Here is a 12,024-nt window from a genome sequence, read left to right as displayed (position 1 = left end):
GATGGACACTTACCTACTGGGTGCCGCTGAAGGGGCGGGGGGGATGTTTGTTTCATTGATCAAACTACTGGTTGTGCCGTTGGTATACGTTTCTATTGTATGTGGCATAGTTGATTTAAAAGACATATCAGCCTTTGGTCGCCTAGGTGGAAAAACTTTTGCTTTGTACATTATTAACACCATCATAGCGATTTCTGCGGCGTTGACTGTCGGCATGATTTTTCAACCGGGCGCAGGTGCAAATCTAGCGGGTACAATCTCAGAAACAGTGACCTTAAAAACAACAGAAACGCCGGATATTTTCTCGTTGGTCGTGAACATCGTTCCTAGCAACCCTATTCAAGCGTTTGCTAGCGGCGATATGCTACAGATCATCTTTATGGCAATTTTGACTGGTCTGGCTATTCAAGCCTTGGATTCAAGAGGTGGGCCGGCGATTAAGACATTTAAGATGGCCAATGAGATCATGATGAAGCTTGTGGGCCTAGTCATGAGTCTTGCACCTTACGGTGTCTTCGCTCTGATGATTCAATTAGGCGCAACGTTGGATGCGAATACGCTCTTCTCTGTCGCAGGTTATGTCGGTCTTGTTGTCACAATGCTGGTATTTTGGATATTCGTCTTCTATCCAACCGTTGTTGGCATCGCAACCGGAAAATCGCCTAAGCACTTTATTCGCGCAACTCGCGAGCAAGTCTTGTTCTCGCTATCTACTGCAAGTTCAAATGCCACTATTCCGGTGACAATGAGAACCCTGACAGAAAAATTGAATGTGTCTAAATCTGTAGCAGGTTTTGGCGTACCTTTAGGTGCAACAATGAACATGTCAGGCGTGTCTATCTATATCGCATTGGCGACTATTTTTGTTGCCAACGCCTTTGGTCAACCAATCAACTCTGCTGATATTGTGACACTGGGTTTAACCATCTTATTGTTATCTATTGGTGCGGGTGGCGTACCGGGTGGTGGTGTTGTCATGGTTGGCGTTCTATTGCACCAACTAGGACTACCTCCGGAAGGCCTAGCGATCATTGCCGCGGTTGACCGTATTAATGATATGTTCTGTACCTCTTCCAATGTGGTGGGTGATACCGCTGTGAACACCATTGTTGCTCAATCAGAAGGGGCAGTAGGTGAGGAAGCAATCTCAGCAGAGACAGAAAAGGTATCTGTTTAATCATAGAGTTAATGATTGATTCAAAAACGGGGCTATTTAGCTCCGTTTTTTTGTATAGAAATATCGTGACTTTTTTTAGTTCGACCCTTGAAAAGGGATTTGCCGCCCTTATCTATGGTGCATACAAAAAAACAAAGATTCGTTTTTGTTTATTCGCAAGGGTTGAAAGCCCACTATGCATCCCCCACATAGGGTGTATAGAAAATCTAAATAGAATTAATTCGGAGATCGCCTGATGGGTAAAATCATTGGTATTGACTTAGGTACTACTAACTCTTGTGTTGCTGTTCTAGACGGTGACAAGCCACGCGTAATTGAAAATGCTGAAGGTGAGCGTACAACAGCATCCGTTATCGCATACACTGACGGTGAAACGCTAGTAGGTCAGCCTGCAAAACGTCAAGCGGTAACTAACCCAACTAACACGCTATTTGCTATTAAGCGTCTTATTGGTCGTCGTTTTGAAGACGAAGAAGTACAACGCGACATCAAAATCATGCCATTTAACATTGTTAAAGCTGATAACGGTGATGCTTGGGTTGAAGCGCAAGGCCAACAAATGGCTGCTCCTCAAGTTTCGGCTGAAGTACTGAAGAAAATGAAGAAAACAGCAGAAGACTTCCTTGGTGAGGAAGTTACTGGCGCTGTTATCACAGTACCTGCTTACTTTAACGATGCTCAGCGTCAAGCAACAAAAGATGCTGGCCGTATCGCAGGTCTAGAAGTTAAACGTATCATCAACGAACCAACAGCGGCTGCACTGGCTTACGGTCTTGATAAGAAAGGCGGCGACCGCACTATTGCTGTTTACGACCTTGGTGGTGGTACATTCGATATCTCAATCATCGAGATTGACGAAGTTGAAGGCGAGAAGACATTCGAAGTACTAGCAACTAACGGTGACACTCACCTTGGTGGTGAAGACTTTGATAACCGTCTAATCAACTACCTAGTCGACGAATTCAAGAAAGAGCAAGGCCTCGATCTTAAGAACGATCCTCTTGCTATGCAACGTGTTAAAGAAGCAGCAGAGAAAGCGAAGATTGAACTTTCTTCAGCACAGCAAACTGACGTAAACCTACCTTACGTTACTGCTGATGCAACTGGTCCTAAGCACATGAACGTTAAAGTGACTCGTGCAAAACTAGAATCTCTAGTTGAAGACCTAGTTCAACGTTCTCTTGAGCCTCTTAAAGTTGCTCTAGCGGATGCTGATCTATCAATTGGTGACATCAACGATGTTATCCTGGTTGGTGGTCAAACGCGTATGCCAATGGTTCAAGCTAAAGTGACTGAGTTCTTTGGTAAAGAGCCACGTAAAGACGTAAACGCTGATGAAGCGGTTGCAATGGGTGCTGCTGTACAAGGTGGTGTTCTAGCGGGTGACGTTAAAGATGTACTTCTTCTAGATGTAACGCCTCTATCTCTTGGTATCGAGACGATGGGCGGCGTAATGACTAAGCTTGTTGAGAAGAACACAACGATCCCAACGAAAGCGAACCAAACGTTCTCTACTGCAGAAGACAACCAAAACGCGGTAACTATCCACGTTCTTCAAGGTGAGCGTAAGCAAGCGACTTACAACAAGTCTCTAGGTCAATTCAACCTAGAAGGCATCCAGGCAGCACCACGCGGCATGCCTCAAATCGAAGTAACTTTCGACCTTGATGCGGATGGTATCCTGCACGTTTCTGCTAAAGATAAGCAGACAGGTAAAGAGCAGAAGATCACTATCCAAGCTTCTGGCGGCCTAAGCGACGACGAAATCGAGAAAATGGTTCAAGAAGCGGAAGCGAACAAAGAAGCGGATAAGAAGTTCGAAGAACTAGCGACTGCTCGCAACCAAGCTGACCAAATGATTCACGGTACTCAGAAGCAAGTAGAAGAAGCTGGTGAAGCGCTACCTGCAGAAGACAAAGAGAAGATTGAAGCAGCGATCAAAGAACTTGAAGAAGCGAAGAAAGGCGACGACAAAGAAGCTATCGACGCGAAAGTACAAGCTCTAATGGAAGCTTCTCAAAAGCTAATGGAGATTGCTCAGCAGAAAGCACAAGCTGAACAAGCTCAAGGCGGCGAAGAAGCAGGCCAACAGCAAGCTCAAGAAGAAGATGTAGTTGACGCTGAGTTTGAAGAAGTTAAAGAAGATAAGAAGTAATCTTTTCTTCTAAGAAGAGGAGCATAGTGACTATGTTCTTCTTCTGATTTTAGCTGTGGTCTGTTTTAGAACGCAGCTTAAAAATATCGATACGGGCGTTTGAGGAAACTCATACGCCCGTCTGCTTGTAAATGATTTATCAATATAGCTAAGCGACCTGTTATAAGAACGCTTTCACACACCGTTCTATAAGCCCCTTAGCTATATTGATACAACCGCAAACGGGCCTTAACCGTTTGTAGCACTAAATTGGTGACCAACAGCATGTCAAAACGTGATTTTTATGAAGTACTCGGTGTCGGCCGCGACGCATCTGAGCGTGATATTAAAAAAGCCTACAAGCGCTTAGCAATGAAATACCACCCAGACCGTAACCAGGGTGATGACACTTCAGATGAAAAATTTAAAGAAGTAAAAGAAGCGTACGAAATTCTGACTGACTCTCAAAAGAAAGCGGCTTATGACCAATACGGCCACGCTGCATTTGAGCAAGGTGGAATGGGTGGCGGCGGCTTCGGTGGCGGCGGTCAAGGTGATTTCGGTGACATCTTTGGTGATGTTTTCGGTGATATCTTTGGTGGCGGTCGTCGTGGCGGCGGCGGTGGTCAGCGTGCACAACGTGGATCAGACTTGCGTTACAACATGGAACTGACTTTAGAAGAAGCGGTAAAAGGTGTTTCTAAAGAGATCGAGATCCCAACGCTTGTTCACTGTGACACCTGTGAAGGAAGTGGCGCTAAGAAAGGTTCTTCTCCTGAAACGTGTGGCACATGTCACGGTCACGGCCAAGTACAGATGCGTCAAGGCTTCTTTGCTGTTCAGCAAACGTGTCCTACCTGTCACGGTAAAGGCAAGATCATTAAAGACCCATGTAACTCTTGTCACGGTCAAGGCCGTAAACAGAAGACGAAAACGCTTAATGTTAAAATTCCATCAGGTGTGGATACTGGTGATCGCATTCGTTTATCTGGCGAAGGTGAAGCGGGAGAATCTGGAGCACCAGCTGGTGATCTTTACGTACAAGTTCATGTTAAAGAGCACCATATCTTTGAGCGTGACGGCAACAACCTTTACTGTGAAGTGCCAGTGAGCTTTGCAATGGCGGCGCTAGGTGGTGAAGTTGAAGTTCCGACACTCGACGGTCGTGTTAACTTGAAAGTGCCAGATGAAACTCAAACGGGTCGTATGTTCCGTATGCGTGGCAAAGGTGTAAAAGGTGTTCGTGGCGGCGGTGTTGGCGATTTGATCGTGAAATTGGTTGTTGAGACGCCAGTAAAACTAAGCTCACGCCAGAAAGAGCTACTGAAAGAATTTGAAGAGTCTTGTGGTGGCGAAGCGGCAAACAAGCACAAACCAAAATCTGAAGGTTTCTTCAATGGTGTTAAAAAATTCTTTGATGACCTAACAAGCTAATTGATTGGGTTACTGCATTGATTAATAAAGGTCAGCTTTTCAGCTGACCTTTTTGTTTTCGCTAAGATTATTGTTTTATTTTCTTTTGCCTATTCACTGTTGTTTTGTCGACTGCCTTCCTTGTCTATCTGACTGATATATAAGCACTTCCGTTAATCCTCTGTCATGAGTTTGAATTCTTTTTCATCTGTTGTAAAAGATGAGTGAACTTTCTATTTTCTTCAATGAATCCTGTATTAAGCCTGATATTCTCGCCGCCTTTCGTTGTACCAATCATGGTGTGCGTAATCAAAAGAAGAATGTATAAAGGGCAGAATGTGAAAAAGAATAGAGAAAACAAAGCAATAAAGTATGCATTGGCTGTCGCTCTGTGTGTGTTTAGCGTAGGGGTGAAAGCAAATACTGGAGTCGGGCTATTTGTAGGAGAACCATTTTGGGGGCTTGAGTTTAAACATAATGACATCCGATTCAATGTTAGCTTAGACGATCAGTTTGGTCTCGGTGCGAATAAGTCGTTTCAAGTTTCTAATACGCCTTTGTACTTATTTGTTGGTGGCCAATATATCGATCGAAATACCCATTATATGGCGGTGACGTCTGGCATAGGAGCTGAATTAAGGGTAAAGCCGATGGGGTTCTACATCGATGTAGGGCCAAATCTTTACTTAGATGAAATGCAATTTGAACTTGAAGCGAAAGCCGGGTTGAGGGTTTACTTCTAATAAAATTTGTCATTGGTTGATAGAGCCTTAAGACAACCCTATAAACCGATTGATGTATAAACTGATTGATGAATGTCATAGCCTGCCAATAACAGGCTATTTTATGCCTTTCAAACTGGATCTCTAATAGGAACTACCAGCAATCGCTTGGCGTTGTTTGCCCTAACGCGTTCAGTGTCATGGTTTTGTCTTGCGGCAAGCACTTGTCGTTCGTTTGGCCTGCGTCCGTTTGCGCTGTGGCAGTGATGATGTACGCCATCGAGGCAGAACTTGTCACTGAAAAGAGATAACGAGAGTCACTGCTATCGCATATTGTGCAACTTCCCGATGAGATTATCGAACTCCAGTTGTAGTGCCCGTCATACCCTTCCTCTAGTTGTAATTGAATTCGAGCCATGTCGACTTTTGCTGCGGTACGATGTGCCTTCAATGAGTGATCAGTGAAACTTGGATAGGCTATTGCACTGAGTATCGCGATAATCGCAACAGAGAACAATAATTCGATCAAGGTCATCCCAACCTCTCTCTTTTTGTATAGTTTACAGTTAATTAATTGAATCATTACGAGTTGTCCTGACTAATTTCCCCCCTAGTTTTATTACCTGATAGCATCAGCGCAAGTGAATTGGATTATAAACAATAAGTTTCATAGGGAGTTGCGAAATGGCTCGCGGGTTTACTTTGTTGGAGTTGGTGATCACGATTAGTGTATGCGGTGTTGTTCTCGCTTTTTCTGCCCCCAGTTTTAACACGATGATAGAGGGCAACAAAATGAAACGGCTTGCTACTGAATTCAATGGTTTTTTGATTCAAGGCAAATCGGAAGCTGTGATGAGAAACACCAAGCTATTTGCTCATTTTTCTTTTCTTGAAGGGGATGTTTATTCGGGGTTAGATTGGACGGTGATATTGGCAGATTCTGATGACCTTACTACGGCCAATAAAATCGCTTACTTTGATGGTAGCCCATATCAGGGAATCAGCCTTCTCCATACCTATAGCTCAGAGCAGATATCATTTGATGAGATTAGAGGGAGGCCTAAATCTGGAAGCCTTTCTTTTTATCCGACGTCAGATAGTTCGATTCAGCTCTCCATTAAAACCTCAAACCCACCGGGTAGAATCCGAGTCTGCAGCCTGAATGGAGAGCAATATGGCTATCAATCCTGTTAAGTCCAGCCAGATGCTTAATTCTCGAGATCGTCAGCGTACCGTTAGGCATTCTGCACGTCACTTCCGCCCAATGAGAAAGCAGAGCGGTGTTTTACTTATCGAGATGATGATCTCGATGTTAATCGGCATCATTGCGATCGCCATTATTGGCAGCGTGTTTTTAAGTGGTCAACGAACGGCAAAGGATCGGTCATTAGAATTGTTAGTGCTACAGAGTTTAATGAGCACAACGGCAATGATGAGATCGGACATTCAAAGAGCGGGGTTTGATGGCGGATCAGGCTATACCGTTAAACTAGCGGGTTCAGATGATGCCATTGCGGTAAGCGGAAGCAGTATGGGTTTTGCCTACTACGCTGAAGACACATCCAACTATCAGCATGTGAAATATAAGCTTAAAGACGGCGCATTGTTCAGTTGTGAAAAGAAGCAGGCCACACTGTTGGCGCTTTCTGAGCTGAACGGTTGCTACAACCTGCTTGATCAAAACGTAGTGAATGTTGTTGCCTTTACTATTGATACGACTCCGCTAGTCACCAGCAGCGCTGAGAACTTGTTAACAGAAATCTACTTGGAAGCGGAACTCAAAGACGGACGGCATAACCACTCGGTCAGTATGGCCGTGAAACAAAGGAACTGGCTATGAAGATGCGGAAGTTGCATCAACGACATCAAACAGGGGCTTCAGTATTGCTGATGACCTCTATGTTGTTAGTTGCCGCGCTGGCGACGGCACTAAGTTCATACAGAGGGGTTTTCTATCAGATTAAAATTACGAACAACCAAATTGAGGATCGCCAAGCTCACTGGCGAGCCGAAGGTGGTTTGGAGTGTGCGTTCTCATCGATTGTTGAGAACAATAATACGAGCATTCCAACGAATTTAAACAGTGTTTGCTCAGCCATGGATCTTGACCACCTGCAGGTCAGTCCTAGTGATCCTGAAAGGTTATCAGCCAAATACGGATACAGAGAGATCAATAAAAGCATCGTATTTTCAGGTGGTGGGGGAGTAGGCGCGATTAAGTCGACATCAGATCTGCTTGTATTTGGTTCAACTCTGGTGTCTCCGCCAGATCCTGGACCTAGAAATAGCGACAATGAACATGAATGTGTTGCAGTGGTGGTCAGTAACTACCTATTTTCAAGTGCTGGTATGACAAACCATGGTGTTGGTTCGTCGATTCCTAAGCCGAGTGAAGACTTTGATAATAGTGTCGACTGCGCATCTAATCACAAAACTGATGTGGGCTCGCAAGCCGGTATATGGCAAGACTCTGCGAACAATTTTGTTTCACATAATGTAGGTAATGACGTTCAGCGTGTAGAGACCCTTAATCCATTTAAAAGCACGTTTGGTTTTGAACGGGGTGATTGGGAGCAAGTGAGAGAGCATGAGGAGTATGGATTTTTAAGCTACACCATGCAGGGGGCTGACGTGAACTGTGTTGATAAATTCAAAGACGATCTTGTTCGAGGTGAATCCAATAAGATTTGGATAGAGGGTAGCTGTGAGTTAAACCAAGATGCGATAGATGCGATCATCGCGATTCAATCGAGTCATGCAAAGACCTATTTGTTCTTGTTGGTGCATAACGGTGTACTTGCGATTCGTGGATCGGGTGCCATTGATGGTGTGGTTTTTCATTTTAATGAGAGTTTTTCACCAGCTCCTGAAAATTGGGCAAATATCAGTGCAAATACAAAAGTACCCATTGCCCATACCCCATCCAATTTTGATTCACTGATAAGTAGTCTATATGGAGGCTCATCATTAACCCCGCTACATGCGACCTACCTACAGTCTGGCTCTTTCAAGTTTACAGGTGGAATGGTCTTTGATACTCAAGGACAAATGGCTTTGTTTGATAACTCTATGCGATTGCAATACAACAGTGATATTACGTCGAGCTTTGTTTTTTCCGCCAAACCGAAGTGGAAAAAGGGGTCGTGGTATGACCGCTAAGCAGAAAGGATTCAGCCTAATTGAGGTAATGATTGCTTTCATTCTAATCGGCGTCGCATCGCTCGGATTGATCAAGCTCCAAAGTTATGTGGAAAGCAAAGCGGATAATGCGAAGTCGAGTTTAGAAGCGCTATATATGATTGAATCTCAGTTGGAGAAGTTTCGTCAAAGAGGGGCGGCATTTTCTTCGCACAATTACACATTGATGGACGTTCATAATGAGTGTAATAGCATGACTGTGGGCAGTTCAACATTGTCGATACAACTCACTTGTGAATCTGAATTAACCATGGGGGATACATTGAGTCAAATCTCGTTCAAGGCGTACTGGCTCGATCGTTATCAACAAGATAAAGAAGTGAAAATTGTAACAATGTTATCTAAGTATAGTGAGTTTGATTAAATTCTGTAATTTTCCTCATTTTTGGTCGTTGATCTTGGTTGGGTTGTTTATTGTGGTGATAATGATTAATTTAATGTGTTTTATTTAGGTATAAGTTTTGTGGGTTTTTGGTATACGGAGATGTGATTTTATTGTTGCACGTAGATTGTGTTTTTGCAAAACATGCCTCTGTTTAAAGAAAATGTCATAGAACCTTGTGCTTTTGAGGTCTGAATTTTATACAATGCGCAGCGTTATATAGACCAAGAAAAGTATCAATAAGGTCTAAGGCAACCACACAAAAAATACGGAGTTACCATGAGTAACCAAGCTGCAAAACAAGCACCATCGCCGAAGCCGAGCGGCATGGATCGCTTCTTAAACGCAATCGAAACAGCAGGTAATAAAATCCCTGACCCTGCGATTCTATTTTTCTGGGCACTTGTTATTGTCTGGGTATCTTCAGCGATTCTATCGAATGTTTCATTCGACCTTATTAACCCACGTACGGGTGATGCACTAGAAGTCAATAACCTTCTTACTGGCGAAGCACTCGCTAGCTTTATGGCAAACATGGTAACGACGTTTACTGGGTTTGCTCCTCTAGGTATTGTTTTGGTTGCGATGCTAGGTGTTGGTGTTGCCGATGCTTCTGGTTTCATTCAAACTGGCCTTAAGAAGATGCTTAACTTCACGCCAGCTAAGCTACTAACACCGATGCTAATTCTAGTTGCTATTGTTTCTCACACAGCAGCTGACGCGGGTTACGTACTGGTTATTCCACTAGGTGGTATCATCTTCCACGCTGCGGGTCGTCACCCTCTAGCGGGTATTGCAGCTGCATTTGCTGGTGTATCAGGTGGTTTCTCAGCTAACTTTATTCCTTCTGGTATCGATCCTCTGTTAGCTGGCTTTACGCAAACAGCAGCAAACGTTCTTGATCCTGAATACATTGTTAACCCTCTAGCGAACATCTTCTTTACGGGTCTTTCTTCATTCCTAATCGTAGGTATCGGTTGGTGGGTAACTGAGAAGATCATTGAGCCGCGTCTTTCAAATACACCTGTTGATGAAGATGCTGAAGAAGCACCTGATCTAGGTACGTTCACTGAGATTGAATCTAAAGCATTCCGTTGGGCAGGTTGGGCAATGGTTGCAGGTATTGCAGCGCTTGTCTTTGCACTTATGCCAGAAGACTCTGCATTACGTTCTCCTGAAGGCGAGCTAACTGCATTCTCTGCGCCTCTGATGCAGTCAATCGTTCCACTTATCTTTGTACTGTTTGTTATCCCTGGCATCGTTTACGGTCGTATTTCAGGTAAATTCAATAGTAACAACGATATTATCAAGTCAATGTCTGAGACCATGTCTACGATGGGCGCGTACATTGTTATGTCGTTCTTCTGTGCTCAGTTCCTATCGGCATTTGGCCAATCAAACATTGGTACTATGCTTGCGCTTTACGGTGCTGAAGGTCTGAAAGCAATGGACCTTGCTGGTGAACTGACGATCGTTGGTATGATTCTACTTACTGCGTTTGTTAACTTACTGGTTGGTTCAGCGTCAGCAAAATGGGCGCTAATTGGTCCAATTCTAGTTCCAATGCTAATGGTTGTGGGTATCTCTCCTGAGCTATCTCAAGCGGCTTATCGTGTTGGCGATTCTGTATCGAACATCATCTCTCCTCTAATGGTTTTCTTCCCATTAGTGGTTGTTTACTGTCAACGTTACGTGAAGTCGACGGGTATCGGTACGTTAGCTGCATTGATGATGCCATTCTCTATCGCAATGCTAATTGGTTGGACAATCTTCCTACTTGCTTACTGGGCGTTCGGTATTCCACTAGGTATCAATGCGCCTTACACTTACACAATGTAAGCGCTAATAAGCATTCACTATTTAAAGCCCGCGAAATCTTCGCGGGCTTTTTCTTATCTGCAAAATCAATGTAAACTTCAAGCTTGTTCAATATTGGCTTTATTCTGGCTCCATACTCAAGACGAGTAGCGCTCAGACTGTGTCATTGATGTTTGTAAATGTATTTGGAGTGAACGCGTGCCTGATTCTCAATTCTCTTCTCAAGACGAACGCTTTATGCGCAGAGCTTTGGAGCTTGCTGCAGTTGCAGAAAGTGAAGGAGAGGTACCTATTGGCGCTGTGCTCGTTAAAGATGGAAAGATCATATCAGAAGGTTGGAACCGTTCGATTGGTCAACATGATGCTACTGCGCATGCAGAGGTTGAGGTAATTCGTAAAGCAGGGAGAGCGCTAGAGAATTATCGACTGCTTGATACGACGCTTTATGTGACGCTAGAGCCTTGTCCAATGTGTGCGGGAGCACTATTGCACAGCAGAGTGAAACGTGTTGTTTTTGGCGCATCAGATTTAAAGGCGGGAGCGGCGGGCACTGTGCTGGATCTCTTTGAAAGTCAGGCGGCTTATCACTACGCCGAAGTTGAAAAAGGGCTGTTGGAAGAGGAGTGCAGAGAGGTGCTTCAGGCTTTCTTTAAGCGTCGACGTAAGGAGATCAAAGAGAAGAAGCGCCAATCAAGAAGTGACGTAGAATCGAAAGGTTAGTTCTTGCCAATATTGACTATGGTTCTCTAACAAACGATTTGTATCTTTGAAAAACATGAATTGATAGAGATCGAATCTGAATCTGTCTATTTGTGGTGACGAGAACAATAGTGGCTAACTATACAATAAGGCTCACCGTCTATTGTTAATCCATTAGCATTTGAGTGTACGTTCGGCTTCGCCAAATAATCTTCTTCTTGTTATTCGCCAACATACGTTTTCTTCGTGTCGCAGAAACGGAGTTGTTTAAGCGTTTCGTTTGTATCTTACGTTTCATCATAAATAATCCTTTACCGATACTATTGATCGAATTTCAAAGTCTTTGTATAGAGAGGGTTGCTCTATTGTTTACCCTTTATAAAAAGGAATTGTTACCGCAATATGACTGCGCTTAAAACAATGGCAATAGAGATCCAGATAGACTGCTATAGAAAGTAAGGTCGCTTTAAACAACTTTAGT

Annotated in this window: 12 protein-coding genes; 10 read left to right on the top strand and 2 right to left on the bottom strand. The window is 43.8% G+C overall.

Going from position 1 to position 12,024, the window contains the following annotated elements:
• From BCU12_RS22650 to BCU12_RS22630, 4 genes are all read left to right on the top strand, one after another.
• Positions 1–1,177 (top strand): dicarboxylate/amino acid:cation symporter (locus BCU12_RS22650; RefSeq protein WP_102406986.1); only part of this gene is annotated, 1,177 nt, incomplete at its 5' end.
• Between the two features lie 235 nt (positions 1,178–1,412).
• Entirely contained in the window at positions 1,413–3,332 is a 1,920-nt protein-coding gene (dnaK, locus tag BCU12_RS22640) for a molecular chaperone DnaK (protein ID WP_102406982.1), read from the top strand.
• Between the two features lie 264 nt (positions 3,333–3,596).
• On the top strand, positions 3,597–4,745 hold the full coding sequence (gene dnaJ / locus BCU12_RS22635) for a molecular chaperone DnaJ (protein ID WP_102406980.1): 1,149 nt from the start codon (positions 3,597–3,599) through the stop codon (positions 4,743–4,745).
• Positions 4,746–5,062: 317 nt separating this feature from the next.
• Positions 5,063–5,467 (top strand): hypothetical protein, encoded by a 405-nt coding sequence (locus BCU12_RS22630; RefSeq protein ID WP_241909899.1) that lies wholly within the window; start codon positions 5,063–5,065, stop codon positions 5,465–5,467.
• Positions 5,468–5,600: 133 nt separating this feature from the next.
• On the opposite strand, the gene BCU12_RS22625 is transcribed toward BCU12_RS22630, so the two are convergent.
• Positions 5,601–6,029: a type IV pilin protein gene (locus tag BCU12_RS22625; RefSeq protein ID WP_198599410.1), complete on the bottom strand. Its 429-nt coding sequence runs from the start codon at positions 6,027–6,029 to the stop codon at positions 5,601–5,603.
• Between the two features lie 101 nt (positions 6,030–6,130).
• Between BCU12_RS22625 and BCU12_RS22620 the strand changes: the two genes are divergently transcribed.
• From BCU12_RS22620 to tadA, 6 genes are all read left to right on the top strand, one after another.
• Positions 6,131–6,640: a GspH/FimT family pseudopilin gene (locus tag BCU12_RS22620; RefSeq protein ID WP_102406974.1), complete on the top strand. Its 510-nt coding sequence runs from the start codon at positions 6,131–6,133 to the stop codon at positions 6,638–6,640.
• On the top strand, positions 6,621–7,286 hold the full coding sequence (locus tag BCU12_RS22615; RefSeq protein ID WP_241909898.1) for a hypothetical protein: 666 nt from the start codon (positions 6,621–6,623) through the stop codon (positions 7,284–7,286). Before BCU12_RS22620 ends, BCU12_RS22615 begins: the two co-directional genes overlap by 20 nt.
• Positions 7,283–8,605, top strand: a complete 1,323-nt coding sequence (locus BCU12_RS22610; RefSeq protein ID WP_241909897.1) for a hypothetical protein — start codon at positions 7,283–7,285, stop codon at positions 8,603–8,605. The genes BCU12_RS22615 and BCU12_RS22610 overlap by 4 nt, the downstream gene beginning before the upstream one ends.
• On the top strand, positions 8,595–9,008 hold the full coding sequence (locus BCU12_RS22605) for a prepilin-type N-terminal cleavage/methylation domain-containing protein (protein ID WP_102406972.1): 414 nt from the start codon (positions 8,595–8,597) through the stop codon (positions 9,006–9,008). The genes BCU12_RS22610 and BCU12_RS22605 overlap by 11 nt, the downstream gene beginning before the upstream one ends.
• Before the next feature lie 297 nt (positions 9,009–9,305).
• On the top strand, positions 9,306–10,865 hold the full coding sequence (locus tag BCU12_RS22600) for an AbgT family transporter (protein WP_102406970.1): 1,560 nt from the start codon (positions 9,306–9,308) through the stop codon (positions 10,863–10,865).
• Positions 10,866–11,042: 177 nt separating this feature from the next.
• The gene (tadA, locus tag BCU12_RS22595; protein WP_102406968.1) at positions 11,043–11,564 is read left to right on the top strand and encodes a tRNA adenosine(34) deaminase TadA; all 522 of its coding nucleotides are present in this window, start codon (positions 11,043–11,045) and stop codon (positions 11,562–11,564) included.
• A 145-nt stretch (positions 11,565–11,709) separates the two neighbouring features.
• Here tadA and BCU12_RS23670 read toward each other — a convergent pair whose 3' ends face one another.
• Positions 11,710–11,844 carry a hypothetical protein gene (locus tag BCU12_RS23670; RefSeq protein WP_277871298.1) on the bottom strand — a complete coding sequence of 45 codons (135 nt, stop codon included), beginning with the start codon at positions 11,842–11,844 and terminating at the stop codon, positions 11,710–11,712.
• Between the last annotated feature and the right edge of the window lie 180 nt (positions 11,845–12,024).

This window comes from Vibrio sp. 10N.261.55.A7 (assembly GCF_002877365.1).
In the GTDB taxonomy this organism is placed as follows: Bacteria; Pseudomonadota; Gammaproteobacteria; order Enterobacterales; family Vibrionaceae; genus Vibrio.
This window is presented reverse-complemented; position numbering and strand designations above follow the sequence as displayed.

Bases quoted from the DNA above. Each gene is read 5' to 3' on its own strand.
- dnaK (WP_102406982.1), top strand. From the start codon at position 1,413: ATGGGTAAAATCATTGGTATTGACTTAGGTACTACTAACTCTTGTGTT.
- dnaJ (WP_102406980.1), top strand. From the start codon at position 3,597: ATGTCAAAACGTGATTTTTATGAAGTACTCGGTGTCGGCCGCGACGCA.
- BCU12_RS22625 (WP_198599410.1), bottom strand. From the start codon at position 6,029: ATGATTCAATTAATTAACTGTAAACTATACAAAAAGAGAGAGGTTGGG.
- BCU12_RS22620 (WP_102406974.1), top strand. From the start codon at position 6,131: ATGGCTCGCGGGTTTACTTTGTTGGAGTTGGTGATCACGATTAGTGTA.
- BCU12_RS22615 (WP_241909898.1), top strand. From the start codon at position 6,621: ATGGCTATCAATCCTGTTAAGTCCAGCCAGATGCTTAATTCTCGAGAT.
- BCU12_RS22610 (WP_241909897.1), top strand. From the start codon at position 7,283: ATGAAGATGCGGAAGTTGCATCAACGACATCAAACAGGGGCTTCAGTA.
- BCU12_RS22605 (WP_102406972.1), top strand. From the start codon at position 8,595: ATGACCGCTAAGCAGAAAGGATTCAGCCTAATTGAGGTAATGATTGCT.
- BCU12_RS22600 (WP_102406970.1), top strand. From the start codon at position 9,306: ATGAGTAACCAAGCTGCAAAACAAGCACCATCGCCGAAGCCGAGCGGC.
- BCU12_RS23670 (WP_277871298.1), bottom strand. From the start codon at position 11,844: ATGATGAAACGTAAGATACAAACGAAACGCTTAAACAACTCCGTTTCT.